General features: G+C 56.6%; 12 protein-coding genes. 7 read left to right on the forward strand and 5 right to left on the reverse strand.

Features of this window, described 5'->3' with window-relative positions; genetic code table 11:
• The first annotated feature begins 17 nt into the window (after nt 1-17).
• The 3 genes from pepV (at nt 18) to KQX66_RS24245 (ending at nt 3,140) form a co-directional block, all read left to right on the forward strand.
• Nucleotides 18-1,469, forward strand: a complete 1,452-nt coding sequence (gene pepV, locus KQX66_RS24235; RefSeq protein WP_308647266.1) for a dipeptidase PepV — start codon at nt 18-20, stop codon at nt 1,467-1,469.
• A 290-nt stretch (nt 1,470-1,759) separates the two neighbouring features.
• A complete protein-coding gene (locus tag KQX66_RS24240) occupies nt 1,760-2,350 on the forward strand; it encodes a sigma-70 family RNA polymerase sigma factor (RefSeq protein WP_216795389.1) in 591 nt (196 codons plus the stop codon).
• Entirely contained in the window at nt 2,328-3,140 is an 813-nt protein-coding gene (locus KQX66_RS24245; RefSeq protein WP_216795390.1) for a DUF4179 domain-containing protein, read from the forward strand. The genes KQX66_RS24240 and KQX66_RS24245 overlap by 23 nt, the downstream gene beginning before the upstream one ends.
• A 27-nt stretch (nt 3,141-3,167) precedes the next feature.
• On the opposite strand, the gene KQX66_RS24250 is transcribed toward KQX66_RS24245, so the two are convergent.
• On the reverse strand, nt 3,168-4,877 hold the full coding sequence (locus KQX66_RS24250) for a vWA domain-containing protein (protein WP_216795391.1): 1,710 nt from the start codon (nt 4,875-4,877) through the stop codon (nt 3,168-3,170).
• A gap of 74 nt (nt 4,878-4,951) precedes the next feature.
• Nucleotides 4,952-6,259 carry an AAA family ATPase gene (locus KQX66_RS24255; RefSeq protein WP_438804209.1) on the reverse strand — a complete coding sequence of 436 codons (1,308 nt, stop codon included), beginning with the start codon at nt 6,257-6,259 and terminating at the stop codon, nt 4,952-4,954.
• A 217-nt stretch (nt 6,260-6,476) separates the two neighbouring features.
• Here KQX66_RS24255 and KQX66_RS24260 point away from each other — a divergent pair, with 217 nt between their 5' ends.
• From KQX66_RS24260 to KQX66_RS24275, 4 genes are all read left to right on the forward strand, one after another.
• The gene (locus KQX66_RS24260) at nt 6,477-6,959 is read left to right on the forward strand and encodes a glutathione peroxidase (RefSeq protein ID WP_216795392.1); all 483 of its coding nucleotides are present in this window, start codon (nt 6,477-6,479) and stop codon (nt 6,957-6,959) included.
• 209 nt (nt 6,960-7,168) lie between these two features.
• Nucleotides 7,169-8,023 carry an ATP-dependent sacrificial sulfur transferase LarE gene (larE, locus tag KQX66_RS24265; protein ID WP_216795393.1) on the forward strand — a complete coding sequence of 285 codons (855 nt, stop codon included), beginning with the start codon at nt 7,169-7,171 and terminating at the stop codon, nt 8,021-8,023.
• Between the two features lie 21 nt (nt 8,024-8,044).
• Nucleotides 8,045-9,037 (forward strand): 2-hydroxyacid dehydrogenase, encoded by a 993-nt coding sequence (locus KQX66_RS24270; RefSeq protein ID WP_216795394.1) that lies wholly within the window; start codon nt 8,045-8,047, stop codon nt 9,035-9,037.
• Between the two features lie 593 nt (nt 9,038-9,630).
• Nucleotides 9,631-10,767, forward strand: coding sequence for a YheC/YheD family endospore coat-associated protein (locus KQX66_RS24275; protein ID WP_216795395.1), 1,137 nt, complete (start codon nt 9,631-9,633; stop codon nt 10,765-10,767).
• A gap of 75 nt (nt 10,768-10,842) precedes the next feature.
• Here KQX66_RS24275 and KQX66_RS24280 read toward each other — a convergent pair whose 3' ends face one another.
• From KQX66_RS24280 to KQX66_RS24290, 3 genes are all read right to left on the reverse strand, one after another.
• Nucleotides 10,843-13,017: a HelD family protein gene (locus KQX66_RS24280; RefSeq protein WP_216795396.1), complete on the reverse strand. Its 2,175-nt coding sequence runs from the start codon at nt 13,015-13,017 to the stop codon at nt 10,843-10,845.
• An 87-nt stretch (nt 13,018-13,104) separates the two neighbouring features.
• Nucleotides 13,105-14,454 (reverse strand): FAD-binding oxidoreductase, encoded by a 1,350-nt coding sequence (locus KQX66_RS24285; protein WP_216795397.1) that lies wholly within the window; start codon nt 14,452-14,454, stop codon nt 13,105-13,107.
• A 234-nt stretch (nt 14,455-14,688) separates the two neighbouring features.
• Nucleotides 14,689-15,534, reverse strand: a complete 846-nt coding sequence (locus KQX66_RS24290) for a GerAB/ArcD/ProY family transporter (protein ID WP_216795398.1) — start codon at nt 15,532-15,534, stop codon at nt 14,689-14,691.
• Nucleotides 15,535-15,622: the final 88 nt, after the last annotated feature.

A 15,622-nucleotide genomic window follows, 5' to 3' on the forward strand; every position in this document is an offset into this window, starting at 1 on the left:
AAGGGGAAAAGGTAAAGGTGAAATCCATCAACTGGACCGAGGAAGTGTGGGCAAGGAAAGAAGCACTGCTGAGCGACCTTACAGAGCTGCTCAAAATCCCGAGCGTCAAAGATGTTAGGACCGGCGAGGCGGGCAAGCCGATGGGGCGGGAGATCGCCCGGGCGTTGGAGTTGATGCTGGGGCTTGCCGAGCGCGAACAGTGGCGGACATGCAGCTTGGACGGCTATGCAGGCTATGCGGAGTACGGCCCAGCCGAGAGCGCCGATTATATCGGCGTGCTGTGTCATCTGGATGTGGTCCCGGCGACTGGACCATGGACTTCTCCGCCCTTTGAACCGGAGGTTCGCGACGGAAAATTGTACGCGCGCGGAGCGATCGACGATAAAGGGCCGACGATGGCGGCATTTTACGCGATGAAAATCGTCAAGGAGCTGGACCTTCCGCTGAAGCATCGGGTACGGATCATCTTCGGGACGGACGAGGAGCATACGATGAGCTGCATGGAATATTACCGGCGCATCGAACAGATGCCGGTAGCCGGGTTTGCGCCGGATGCGGATTTTCCGATCATTCATGCGGAGAAGGGGCAGATCAATACGAGAATCGTCCTACAGAAGAACGGCGATGCCGGCGAACAAGAGGGGACGGAACAAGGGATTGTGGAGTTAGTTTCTTTCCATGCCGGGAGTGCGGCGAATATGGTTCCCGAATCGGCGGAAGCTGCGGTGACCGGCGAGCTTTCGCTCCTCGCAGCGTTGGCCGGGCAATTTAGCCATTATTGCAGTAGAAATCGCCTGAAAGGCACGGCGTCCGTTCAAGATGGGACGCTCGTCTTGACTTTGCAAGGGAAGGCGGCGCACGGCATGGAGCCGCAGTTAGGCGTAAACGCGGGGCTCATGCTCGTTCATTTTTTGAGAGATTACGAGTTTCAGGCTGATGCGCAGCATTTTATCGCTTGTCTGGACGAATATTTTTATGACGATCCCGCGGGGCGGCGCATCGGGATCGATTGCGAAGACGAAATTATGGGGCCTTTGACGGTGAATGTGGGGATTATGCGGTATGCGGCTTCGTCGGAACCTTCGTTTGCTTACCTCAACATAAGGTTTCCGCTTGTGGCGGATGAGCTGCGGCACGTTGAGACCATTCGCGACAAGGTCGGAAAGTACCGTTTTGCCATGGAACCGCCGATTCTGAAAAAGCCGCATCATGTTGCCAAGGATCATCCGATGATTGCAGCGCTTCAGAACATCTACCAACAAGAAACCTCGCTGGAGCCCGAACTGCTCACGACCGGCGGGGGCACGTATGCCAGCTTCCTGGATAACGGCGTCGCGTTCGGCGCGTTGTTTCCAGGAAAAGAAAACGTCGCCCATCAGACGGACGAATATATCGAGATCGAGGATCTGCTCAAAGCGACTGTCATTTATGCCAGAGCGATTTTCGAGCTGGTCAATTTGGATTATTAATTAGTAGGTTTACCGAATATTACCAGAACCCCTTCGCCTGCGATCCGTACGTAGCTCCTAAAGTTGCGGATTTGCAGGCGATTGTGCGTTCTTGGAAGAACCTCCTCAACCACTCAAATGAAAAAGCCCTTCTGACAACCCCATCCTTTCCAAACGTAACCACCGACATCCGATACCGCCTATTTGCGGTATAATAAACTTTTTAACGCGAAATATTTTTTTTCATTTCCAGTGAACCTTATGAGGCGACGGAGCCAATACATCGTGTATACAATTTCGGGAGGCCTCCAATGGATAACGAACAACTGAACGTCTGGCTTGACCGGCTGATCGACGGCGATCCGGACGCTTTTGAAGTGATTTACGGCATGACCAGAAACAAAGTGTATGCGACCGTGGCGGCGTTGGTGGCTCATCCCGCCGATGTCAACGACATTGTGAGCGAGATTTATTATCAGCTGTGGCGGGCTTTGCCGGGCTACGACCGCACGCGTCCTTTTCTGTTCTGGCTCAACGGGATCGTCCTTCGGCAAATAAGCAGTTGGCGGCGGCAGCTTTGGAGAAGATTCCGTTTGCTTGAGAAAAAAAACCGTTTGAGCGTGGAGCAGCATGTGGAGCGGCCGGAAGAACCGCTGCTGGAGAACGAATCGCAAAGGGAAATGCAGCGCCTGATCAATCAATTGCCGTTCAAGCTGCGCATCGTGATTATATACCGGTTTTACTATGATTTTTCGCACGAACAGGTGGCGGAGCTGTTGCAAATTCCGCTCGGCACGGTCAAATCCAGAAATCATCTGGCCTTGAAGCAGCTGCGCAAATGGTTGGACACTCAAGAAAATGAGGAGGCTGGTTCCGAACATGTCAATCTCGGACGAAATTAAACAATCGCTGACGGAGCAATTCGACAAGACGCAAGTTCCGGAAGACGTCGATAGGCGGGTAAGACAATCTTTCGTACAATTTCATGAGAAAAAGGAGAACAAGAAAATGAAAAAAACGATCATCGCTTTCAGCATTGCGGCAGCCGTATTAATCCCGACAGGCGCTTATTCGCTCAGCAGCTCTTATTTTGCCCAGGATCAGGCGGACATCAGCGGATTGGTCGGCAGCGGGGTAAAACGCGCGGTGTCCGAAGGGCTGTCGGTGCCGATCGACCACAAAATCACGGATCAAGGCATCACGATACATTTTAAAGAAATGTATGTCGAGGATACCAAGGTTCTGGTTCATTACCGGATCGAGAAGCAGGATGGCACGCTCGTTCCTTGGGAATTCGATACGACCGGGCTGCAGATCATCTCCGACGGGAAAAAAGACGGCAAACAGGTGGACAATCCGACTTACCAGGAACCGGGTGTGGAAGGTTTCAACCGGCTCAACTTTATCGGTAGGGAACTGAAAGACAAAGACTATCTTACGTTTCGTCTGACCGATGCGGCGGGCAAAGAAATCGAGACGGGCGTTGCGGACAAGGATAAGCCGGAAGGGACGATTGGCTTCGTGATGAAGGGCGGCGCTTCATTACCGCAAACGATTAAGCTTAGTGTGGATATCGACCGCATCGGCAAAACCAAAGGGAGCTGGAAGGGGGATATCGCCATCGATCAAAGCAAGGCCAAGCAGGCTACCGAAGCGGCCAAGGACAAGGAGGCCACCGAAGCGGCTCGTTAAGCAATAGGGGTAGGGGGAATTTTCCTCCTACCCCTTTGTGCTAAGCACGTCCAGCAGCAGCTCTTCGCTTTGCTGCGTTTCCCATGTGGCGGCGAAACGCACTTGATGCGACACGCCCAAAATCTCGTAGCGCTGGGCGAGATGCTGACGCGCCGTACCGACGATCAGCGAGTGCAGGCGCACCTGCTTCGAGCGGCCGAGCTCGGCCAGCGCTTCGCGTACGGGCGGGGACACCGCGCCGACGCCGTCGGTCACCATGACGAAATCGGCGTCATGGTAGCGCGGCTCGGCGGACACGAGCTCGATGCCGCGCCGCAGCGGGGCGTCGAAGTGCGTGCCGCCGCCGAAGGCGAGCTGCGACAAGGCGTAGAACGCCGGCCAGTCGGGCTTGCGCCAGTAGAGCGGATGCTCGACCAGCTCGCCGCGTGCGCCGAACAGCAGCAGCCGAAAATCGCGCTTCTCCAGCAGGCTGAAGGCGGCGAACGTGGCGACGAACAGCTGGGCGAGCCGCAGCTTGCTGCCGCGCATCGAATGGGACGTATCGAGCATGCAGACGACCGGCCCTTTCAGGGGCTCTTGTGTCCAGCCCGTGACGTTATAGGTGAGCAGCTTGCGCTCCAGCCACTTGACCATAAAATACGCTTCGTAGTCTTCGTCGGCCAGCAGACTCGCTTCGCTCGGCAGCATATGCGTAATATCGCCGGACTGACGCAGGTCGTCGTAGCTTTCCGGGATGCGCGGCGAACGGATCTTCCGGCGCTGCGCCTTCAAATGCTGCACGTTCCGGCCGATTTCCTGCAGGAAGGCGACGAGCTCGGGGTGACGCTTCAGCTTCTCGACCCATTGCAGGTAATTGGCGAACTGCTGCCGGTGCAGCCGTCCGAGATCGCTGCCCCAGCGTCGGTTGGCGATCCGCTGGCTCGCTTGCAGCAGCTCGAACAGGTTCAAGCTTTCGCTGTCTTCACGGCCGAGCGATTCCTGCAGCGCCCGGTTGAGCCAGCCGCCGAGCTGGGCTTCCAGCTCCCGCAGCGTCTCCCGGTCGCGGCGCTCCAGCCGCTCGATCCGCTTCTCACGCTCGCCGAGCTCGGCTTCGGCCTTCTGGAGCTTCTGCCGAAGCTTGTCACGCCGGACGAAGTCGGTCCGCATCTCTTCCTGCAGCGAACGGATGCGCTCCTTCAGCGCGCCGATCTCCGCTTCCACGAGCGGCCGGCTGTCCAGCGCCGCCTGCTTCTCCTCGACGTTGCGCTTGCCGCGCTGCAGCGTGTAGCCGACGAGCCGCAGCTGCTCGATCTGCTTCTCGTTCAAGCGCTCCTGCACCTGCGGTTGGTCATCGCCTTGCCCTTGACGGCTCTCACTGAGGCCGATCGTCCGAAGCTGCTGCTCCTCCTGCTTGCGGCGCTTCACTTCGTCTTCGAACGTTTGCGTCAGCCACATGAGCGCCTTCAGCGCCGTTTTGAACGAGGCGTTGACCTCGCCCGTCGTCCGCGGATGGATCGCGCGGTAAAAAAACTGCTTCTGCAGCTCCGCCACAAGCCAGCGATGGAACGGCGCCGCCTCCTGGCTGCGGTCAAGTTCGGGGCGGGCTAAATAGAAGCACATGAAAAAATCGGCAAACAGCTCCACCGAAAACCATGGCGTTTGCGCCTTGGCCTCGCGAATCCACTCCTGTGCGGCGCGGGAGGAATGGACGTACCCGTCAAATACGTAGCGGTCGATTTTTGCCGACCGGATGATCATGCCAAATCACCTCGCTGCCGAGGAAGTCCGGTGAATGATCCGCTTGCGCTGCGGCATGTTCATTCATCGGGCTTCTAAAGTGTATAGTCGTATTGAACGCCCGGAATTTCGCGGTCGAACAGCGTCCGGTACAGCCCTTGCATCGATTGCAAAATGCGCTCGCCCTGAATGCGCAGGTGCGTATACTTCACCGCATACTCCGCCGTTTGCAGCAGCAGGAAATTGCGGTTGCGGATGTACCCGGGCAAGTCCTTTTCCCGTTGCAGCCACTGGAGCAGCTTGCTTTGCAGCTCCCGGGCCTTTTCCTCCAGCTCCAGCCGGCATTCCTCCAGATTGGCTTTCGCCTTGTCCTGTTCTTCCTTGCTCAGCCGGCCGCCGACTTCTTTTTTGAACTGAAACGCGTGAAGCGCGTCTTCTTCTTCGAGCCAGTGCTTGGCGATCCGGTCGTAGCGGCGAAGAGGGAGCTCCTTTTCCGTCTCTTGCTTGAGCCCCTCCTGAAATACCTTCTGAAAGATCTCCTTCAGCGTGCCGTAATCCTCCGGCAAATCCCACAGCATATGCGGGGTGTACACGGTATCCCACACGGTGACCTCGCGGCGACCGTTCAGCGCGGCCGACGTTTTCCATACCTGTCCGATCTTGCGCCAGCGGCGGTCGGACAACGCGAATTCCTTCGCTTCCAGCTCGGTTTTTAGTTGATACAGCATATAAATCAGCGGTTCGGGGATGACGACATCCGCGCTCGCCCGCCGTACGGTCTCGATATCCCGCAGCGAGAGCAGGGCGGGGAGCGGCTCGTCTGGAAGCTGGAACATTTTCTCGTAGCTCGACATTTGCTTCAAGTACCCGACTTCGTAGCGGATCAGGAAGCGGTCGTACAGCGCGGCGAGCTGTTCGTTTTCCTCCGGCAGTTCGTTGGAGGCGGCGATCAGAAACAGCAGCGGCACGCTTTGCTTCTCCTGTCCGTTAAAAAACACCCGTTCGTTCAGAATGGACAGAAGCGCGTTCAAGATGGCGCTGTTCGCCTTGAAGATTTCGTCAAGAAAAGCAAAGTCAGCCGCAGGCAAATAGCCGTCCGTCTGGCGGACGTATTGATCGGCTTTGAGCCGCTGCAGCGATACCGGCCCGAACATCTCGTCCGGCGTCGTGAAGCGCGTCAATAAATAGTCGAACCAGCGTCCGCTTCCGAACAATTGGGAGAGGGCGCGGGCAAGCTGGGATTTGGCGGTGCCGGGCGGGCCGATCAGCAGGGCGTTCTCGCCGGCCATCAGACCGAGCAGCAGCACCCGGATCAACTCTTCGCGTTCGAGAAAGCGGGCTTCCAAATGGCCGATCGCTTGCTCCAGTTTATGGCTTATCGATTCCAGCTCGTTCATATCCATCGTCGCATCCCGTCCGAACGTTGCAGCCGTCAGGCTTGTAGGAGAATAGGACGGAGACGCTCCCTCCCTCGATCGTTATGTTTTCCTGTGACATCCATTTTCATATTGTAGCAGACCGCGGCTCTTTTCTCTAATGATCGTGCGGATTTTTCATTCCAAACCGCTTCATGCTACAATAGAGTTCAGGGCATTTATGGAAAAAAAGGAGCGATGGGACATGTCGGTTTACGATTTTTCGGCGACAACGATTCAAGGCGCGGACAAGCCGCTGTCGGACTACCGGGGCAGCGTGCTGCTGATCGTCAACACAGCAAGCGCCTGCGGCTTGACGCCGCATTACGAAGGGCTTCAGAAGCTATATGAAACCTATAAGGATCAAGGTCTGGTCGTGCTCGGCTTCCCGTGCAACCAATTTGCCGGACAGGAGCCCGGGACGGAGGCCGAGATCGCTCAGTTCTGCGAAACGCGCTATAACGTGACGTTTCCGCTCTTTGCCAAAATCGACGTCAAGGGAGAGCACGCGCATCCGCTGTATCAATATTTGGTCTCGCACGTGCCGGAGCCTTACCGGACCGGGGACATCGAATGGAACTTCGTGAAGTTTCTGGTTAACCGCCAAGGCGAGGTCGTCAAGCAGTACGCTGCGCGCACGGAACCGGCGGCCATCGAGGGAGACATTCAAAAGCTGTTAAGCGAATAAGCGGCGAAGCGAGCAGTCTGTTCCGTACCGGGACAGGCTGCTTTTGCCGTTCAGGCGGGGGAGAAGTCGTGCCTTCGAAAAAATACACCTTTTTCCGAAAGGAAAAACGGTCTATAATAAACAGGTATGAAGCGGTATAACCGTAGATTGCAAACGTGTGCAACCAGATCGACTGACGCCGCGGCTTGCGCAAAAGGGAGGCTGGACCTATGGCAACCATAGAGCAAGTTATAGATCAAAAATACGCCAAGCTCGGGGAAATTTTGCAGTCGATGAACAAAGTCGTCGTCGCCTTCTCCGGCGGGGTGGATAGCGCTTTTCTGCTCAAGGCGGCGCTTGAATTTATGGGCAAGGACCGGGTGCTTGCCATTACGGCCGATTCGGAGACGTATCCCGAACGGGAGAAGCTGGAGGCGATCGCGCTTGCCGGGAGCCTGGGCGCGCCCCATGAGGTTATTCACACCAGCGAGCTGGATATTCCCGGGTATGCGGAAAATCCGACGAACCGGTGCTATTTCTGCAAAAACTCGCTGTTCGATCATTTGATTCCGATCGCCCGTGCGCGCGGCTATGAGCATGTCGTGTTCGGCGCCATCGCCGACGACCTCGGGGAGCACCGTCCCGGACTGCAGGCCGCTCATGAACGGGGCGTTCGCGCGCCGCTGCTGGAAGCGGGCATCAAGAAATCGGAAATCCGGCACCTGTCCCGCAAATTCGGCCTGGTCACGTGGGATAAGCCGTCATTCGCCTGTCTGTCTTCGCGCATTCCGTATGGGGAAGCGATCACGGCGGAGAAGCTGTCCATGATCGATCGTGCGGAAGACTTCCTGATTCAGCTCGGCTTCCGCCAAGTGCGCGTGCGCCAGCACGATACGTTGGCGCGGATCGAGGTGCCGGCGTCGGAGCTGGCCGACGTGCTGGCCGTCGCGGAGACGGTTCACGCGAAGCTGAAGGAGATCGGCTACGCCTACGTGACGATGGACTTGAAAGGATACCGTTCGGGCAGCTTGAACGAAGTGCTTTCGCCGCAGGAGCAGTCGGTTCAAGCGACAGCGCAGGCATAAGTTCGGAGAGGAGCCGATTCGATGAGCAAACCGAAAATTTATATTTCCAAAGCGATTCCCGAGGAGGCGCTTGCTTATCTGGAGCAGCACTGCGAGTGCCGGATGTGGGACGGACAAGGCGCCGCATCCCGACAAGGGCTTCTTGCGCAGCTTCACGATGTGGAAGGGCTGCTGACGACCGGTGGTCCGATTAACCAAGAGCTGTTGGAGCATGCCCCGAAGCTGCGAGCGGTGAGCAGCATTTCGGTCGGGTACAATCACTTCGATCTGGAAGCGATGAAAGCCCGCCGCGTCATCGGAACGAACACGCCGCACGTGCTGGACGAGACGGTCGCGGACCTGGTGCTGTCGCTCATGCTATCCACGGCACGGCGTATCCCCGAGCTGGATGCGTTCGTGAAGCAGGGCCGTTGGCAGCGGGGCAAAGGGCTGACCGACGAAGATTTCTTCGGCATAGACGTGCACCATCAGACGATCGGTATCATCGGGATGGGCCGGATCGGCGAAGCGATTGCCAAGCGGGCGGTGGACGGCTTCGGCATGAGCCTGCTTTACCATAATCGCAGCCGGAAGCCGGAGACGGAAGAACGGTTCGGCGCCCGCTACTGCGGCTTGGACGAGCTGCTGGGGGAGTCGGACTTCGTCGTGATGATGACGCCGCTGACACCGGAGACGGAACGCATGATCCGTCTGGAGCACTTCGAGAAGATGAAGCCGACGGCGTTCTTCATCAACGCTTCCCGCGGGAAGACGGTGGACGAGCCGGCGCTGATTCAAGTTCTGCAAACCGGACTCATCCGGGGCGCGGGACTTGACGTATTTGACCCGGAGCCGCCAAGCCCGGACAATCCGCTGCTGCATATGCCGAACGTGGTCACGCTGCCGCATATCGGCTCGGCCACAGCCAAGACGCGGCTCGATATGGCGATGCTCGCCGCGCGCAATCTCGTCGCCGCCCTGACCGGCGGGCATCCGCCGAATGTCGTGCCGGAGCTTCGGGAGCTGCTCGAATAGCCGCTGTCGTACGATGCTGTAAAGACAAGAATAGAGAAACACACGGAGGTGGGGGATCTACTGGAGAAGCGATAGCGTCCGCCTTTGTCATCGGGAAACATCCGCTATGAAGCGGCTTCCAATCAAATTTCCCGAGGACCCGGGGTCCCCGCAAAGTACTCGGACTAAGCTTCCCTGATTCAACTTCACTTTGTGGGGTGGGGCAGCGGTCGGAAGTAGATACCCCGCCCTTCGTTATTCCGTCTGACCACTTTCTCAACAAGCTCGCCGCTGAATGCGGCTTTTTTGCGTGCAATGATCTGGACAATCGAGGGCTATGCGGTAGAGGAAGCCAAAGGCTTTATTCGTGTCGAATCATGTTTCTTTGTTGAGAAACACGATGGATAGATTACCTGAGTTCCTCTATTGCACAAAAAAATGACAAAATGAAGCGGATAACGAACGTCAGTTCCTCTAGGCTTGAAAGTGGCGGGCTTGTGGGAGGAAAATGAGCAGGCCATCCGTTTTTGGGCGTTAAAGCATATAGGCACGTACCGTTACGCAATGCTGGGTATGAGTATATATTGCAGCATAACAACTAGACGGAGGCCCGTATGAAAAAGCTGAATATAGGCATTCTTGCTCATCGGCAAGGCAATATTTTTCTGAACTCCAGGTTTTTAAGCGACCTTGTAACGGAAGGGAGGGAGCTAGGGGCTGACGTATACGTATTTTCCCACAGGGACGTACAAGAAGAAAGCAGGACGATTCACGGCTTTACCCCATCCGAAGGGAGATGGACGGGAGCGACTTGCCCGTGGCCGGATGTCGTCATCGATTTTTGCCGAAAGCTATACAAACCGTTTCGCGATATGCGCAGTCGCAAGGATTTGTTCGTTTATGCCAATCATAAATTTACTTACAAATGGAAAGCGATGAAGCTGTTTGCCGAATCCGACAAGTTGGAACGCTGGATTCCCAAGACGTCTCTTTACTCGCCAGAAGCGTTAGAGCAGATGATTGAGAACTATGACCTGGTCTATGTGAAACCGGGGAACGGGACCGGCGGGCATAGTGTTCTCAGTATCAAGAAAACGGTCTGCGGTTACCGGCTTCAAGGACGAAAAAGGTCAGGCCGGATTGTGGTAAGGCCGGTAATGACGAAACAGAGGGTCATCCGCTGGATTAACCGTTGGGTGCAAACTGAAAAAATACGATCCGGGTCATTTATGGTCCAGCAAGGACTGGATTTGCAGCTTATCCCTCGCCGACAGGTGGATGTTCGATTGCTAATTCAAAAGAACGAAATTGGAAACTGGGAAGTGACCGGCAAAGTTTTGCGCGTAGGCGCTAAGAATAGTCCTACCACGAATTTAATCTACGGGGATGGAAAAGTGCTGAGATTTCAGACTTTCATCAAATCCCGTTTCGGATTGGATAAAGCGAAAGAAATTGAGCTGGAATGCGAGGAGCTTGCTCATCGGTTGATGGAAGTTGTGGAAGAACGGTTTGGCTCTATGGTCGAGTTTGGATTGGATGTGGGAGTTGACGTCAACGGACGCGTATGGCTGATTGAGGCCAATCCTAAACCAGGCCATACGGCTTTCATCAAGTCGAAAGAAATAGACACTTACCGAAAATCCATCAGGAGGCCGATTCAATATGCCATGCATTTGGCCAATGAACAATTGAGAAGGGAACAAAACGATACGGCAGACTTCGTGACGAACTTCGAATGGATTGATCTCTAGAGTGACAGTGCGCCGACAAAAAAAGGCACAATGAAGGCCAGGCAGAGCACCTGGCCTTCATTGCCGGCCCCTCGATTACAGCCCGGCCTTCACAAAGTCGCCTTGAACGCCGGCGATCAGCGGGGATGGTTCGCCCGAATAAAACAGCTTCAGTTCGTGCAGAGCCCGGGTACAGCCGACATAGAGCAGCTTCGCGTCCTGCGGCGTCTGCGCGTAATGGACCGGATCGACGTCCACGAGCAGGACGGAATCGAACTCAAGCCCTTTGGCCATGTACACCGGAACGACGGAGACGCCGCCCTCGTACTGCTGCTGGCCCGGGACGATCAGGTTCACGCCGTCGCATCCGGCGGCGAGCAGCTGCGCGTGCAGCTCGCGGCACCGCTCCTCTGTGCGGGCGAGGACAGCCAGCGTGCCTGCGCTCTCGCGCTGCCGGTGTTCCTGCACGGCTCCGGCGAGACGCTGCGCCAGCGCCGGGCCGTCCGCTTGCGCGAGCTCGACCGGCTCGCCGCTGCGGAATACCGGCACGGCCAGCGCCGGCGGCTCGGCAAGCCCGCGCTTCAGCACTTCGTTCGCGAAGTAGATGATTTCCATCGTTGACCGGTAGCTGCGGTTAAGCGTATAGTACGCGCGGTTCTCTTCCGGGAACAGCGACAGCAGCTCCTGCCAATCCTGAATGCCTTGGTAGGCGTGGATGCCTTGCGACAAATCGCCGAGAATCGAGAACGAGCCATTCTTCGTGTGCAGCGCCAATAGCGCCACCTGGAATGGCGAGAAGTCCTGCGCTTCGTCGATGACCGTATGGTCGAAGCGCAGATCGCCGTGAATGCCTTCGAAGCGCTGTCGAATATAGAGCAGGGGGGCGAGATCCTCCGGCTGCACCAGCTTCTTCTTGGCTGCCGCAAGTGTGGATTGCCGCAGCTCCTCGGGAATGAACTGCGCATCCGCCTCGGAAACGAAAGGCAGGGCGCCGGACTCCACCGTGGAGCGGAACAGCTCCTTATAGAAGCCGAACGGCGTATAGGCCGTCCACTGCTTACCGTAATCGCGAAGACGGGCAGAGCCGCGCTTCTTGTAGTCCTTCTTTAAGTGGACTTCCCATACTTTATCCAGCTCCATCTCCAGCCAACGCTTGATCCGGGCCAGCACCCGCTCACGGCGCTTCATGAGCGGCTCGTGCTTATATTCCACCGCGTACCATTCGCGGATGGTGCGGTACGGAAGCTTGACGCCGTCCCACGGCACAAAATCCGTCTGCGGCACCGCTTGCAGCTCGTATGCGTTCAAGAGCCCGTCCAACCACTGCATGAAGAAGAGCGAGCCCTTAAACCGGCCGGGCGCCGTATCGTCAATAACCGGACGCGCCGTGCCGACGGCGAACCAATGCCGCAGCGCATGGGCCGGATCGGCCAGCTTGACTTCGTGGTCCAGCAGCTCCAGCGCCCAGTCGGCGAAGGTAGTCTGCTGGATATGCCCGACGCCGAGCTCCGGCAGAACGCCCGAAATATAATCGAGAAACATGCGGGAAGGGGCGAAAATGATCATTTTTTCCGCTTTCACTTGATCCCGGTATTGGTAGAGCAGGTAAGCGAGCCGGTGCAGGGCCACGGTCGTTTTCCCGCTTCCGGCGACGCCTTGAATGACGAGCGCATGGTTTTTGCCGGCCCGGATGATCGCATCCTGCTCCGCCTGAATCGTCGAGACGATATCGCGCAGCTTGTTGTCCTTGTTCTCGCCGAGCCGGTACAGCAGGAACTCGTCCGTGACCGCCATCGCGTCCGATGCGCGGTCGAACGTATCGACCACGCGCTGTAAAATTTGCTTGCGGATCACGAGGTTGCGCTTCAGGTAGACGAGCCCTTGCACGACGCCGTCCGGCGAATCGTAGCTGGCCGCTTCGGTGCCACCCGTGAACGAATAAAAAAGGCTCGCTACCGGAGCGCGCCAATCAATTACCATTAACTCGGGAGAGTCCGCCTTTTCCACGCCGGACTTGCCTATATAGAGCGGGGCCGGACCGGGCTTGCCCGTTTCGTGAAAATCCAGTCTGCCGAAGTAAGGCTCGGGCAGCGCGTGCGCCAAGCTGCGCCTTTTGTTTTCGCGGATCGACTCCAGCACCTGCTCCGTCATGTCGTGTCCCGTATAGGGCGGTATAGCCTGTAGTGCCTCAAGATGCCTTTCCATTTCTTGTATGGTGTGCTCCAGCCGTTCTTTTTCCTCCAAGTAAGCGCTTTGCAGACCGGATTCCATGGGTCCGTACCTCCGTTCGTGTTATGAATTCCTAAAAATGGACAGGATTAATACTATAGCACAACGGAGCTTGGTGTTGCAAGCGTTTTACAACGGCGGAATGCTCTGCGCGAAACGGAACACGTTATCCGGGTCGTATTTCCGCTTGATCCGGCGCAGCGCATTAAGATTGGAGCCGTAATAGGCGTGCGCCCAATCGGGGTCGAAGACGTTCGGGTAATTGACGTACTGACCGAACGTATAAGGCAGCAATGCCTTCCGAATGCTCTCGGCCCAGCGGAGATGAGGTTCGTCCGCCGCCGGATCGTCCCATTGCGTGATGTACTGCATGTGAAAGCTTGCCTGACGGTGAACGAAGGCGGTGGAATGGGCTGGAATCCGCCCCAAACGGCCCCCCATGCCTTCGAAGACGATCATGCAGAGCGGACTTGGCGCCGCATCCAGAAACGCGGCAATCGTCGAGATCGCCTGAGGCGGCAGAGGGCGGTATACGAAGCCGCCGCTGTTTTTGAACCGGTACCTGCGCTCGGGGATCATTTGCCACTGCGATTGCTCCTTTCTCAATCCGCCGAACCGGTACATCGCCTCCAGATAAGGCACCGTCATGATCTCCGTTTCAAGGGGCGTTCCCGTCCCAAGCAGCGGGGCGAGCAGTTCGCGAAGCCGCCGTTCGGGTCCCAAGAATAGGCCGGAAGAGGAGCAATAGTCGTTCGAGCTGGCCGACAGGACGAGTGAAGGCGTCAGCCTCTCGTCGACCGACGGCGCCCAATGCTGCCATACGTTCAGCAACTGCGGCAAATCCCCCCTAGGCCAGACGATTCGGTAGATGGCAACGTTTGATACGGGGTGTGCCCGAAACGTAAACGAAGTGGCAATGCCGAAGTTGCCGCCGCCGCCCCCTCGGGAGGCCCAGAGCAAATCCGCATACTGGCGGTCGTTGGCCCGGATCACCTGGCCTCCGGCAAGCACCATTTCGACCTCCAGCAGTTGATCGCAGGCAAGTCCGAGAAGCCGGGAGAGAAATCCCAATCCGCCGCCCAGTGTCAGCCCGGCAATTCCGACCCACGGGCAGGTGCCGCCCGGAATGGTGACTCCTTCCCGCCACAATGCCTCATACAGCGAAAGCTGCCGGATACCGGTCTGGACGACGGCGGTTCCGCTCGCCGGATCGAACCGGACATCGTTCATCGGGCTGACATCGATGACGATTCCGCCGTCGGCCAGCGTGAAATCCTCGTAGCAATGCCGGCCGCTGCGCACGCGGAGCGGATAGCCGTTCTTTCGTGACCAGCGGACCGCATTCGCGACATCCTCGACATGCTCGCAAAAGACGATGGCCGCCGGATATTTCGAGAACCGGGCATTGATATTCAGCCGTGCCTCCTCATAACCGGGGTCTCCCGGACGGACGACGCTTCCCGTAAGCATTGTGGTCATACGTATGACCTCCTCTGCCGCTTTTTCCGCTTTTCCCCATTGTATTCATGTTCCGGCAGGCGCATGAGCGCTGCAGCCAGAATCGGCACCGTTATCTCTGTCTTGCGGAAATAAGCGACTTGACTTTAGGGATACCGAGCAGAAGCAGCGGCAGAAGCAGCCCTTGAGTTAGCGTATAGGGCCACCAGGTTTGGATAATGAGCGAGTTGAAATAAGAGACATTCGGTACAAGGATCAGAGAAGCCGCGACGACCAGAACGGCCGAGGGGAACGATAATATTTTGTAATCTTTATTTGAAACAACTGTGCCATTTCCCGGACCGCGGCGTGAAAACAAAGGGTCAATTTGAAGTAAAGGGTAAAGATCCAGATGGAGGCACTCATCAGGATGGTTAAGGCTAACACGGACGATCCGATCAGCATTCCCTTGCGGAAAACATCTGATAGTTTTTCCCTATTTTTGAGATATGGAAAAAGGGAAATAAGGACGAAGCACTCCAAATAGTAGCCGATTAATAAAAGAGCGCCGCGAACGACCGGACGGAGTCCATGTTCGGCCAACGGCACAATGCGATGACCTTCCAAATTGGGAGACAGCATCAGCACGAACAGAACAAAAAGCGCAGCGCTCCATCCGAAAATAATTTCGGAAGCCCTCCCAAGAACCTCGGCCCCCAAACGTACCCCCATGACAATAATCGCGATAAACAGGATCAGGTTAGCCTGAATCGGTGTTGCCATCAGGATGTGGGTGGACATAAAATCGCCGATTTGCCAAAGGAGCACCCCGGAATCGATAAAGAAAAATAAAATCACCCACAGGCCGACCACCTTGCCAAGGAAGCGTCCGAACGCGCTTTCGCAAATATCAATCAGCAGCATACGAGGGTACTGTTTACCTAATATTCCGTACAGCGAAACCAACAAAAGACCGGCACAAGTTGCAACCAGGCCGGAAATCCAGGCGTCTCGCCCGGCTACAAAAGCGACATTGGAGGGGACGTACAAAATGGTGTCGCCAATAACGAACAACGCCGTCAAAAGCATAAACTGGCGAGCGGTTAATGAAAAAAAATGCACGATCGGTCCCCCTTCCCGTGTAAATCGTTACTATATTTTGTTCGTTTCGCCAACCATATGCATCTTATGGAATAAAGTAACTGCCGGG

The organism is Paenibacillus oleatilyticus (genome assembly GCF_018998565.1).
Lineage (GTDB): Bacteria > Bacillota > Bacilli > Paenibacillales > NBRC-103111 > Paenibacillus_G > Paenibacillus_G oleatilyticus.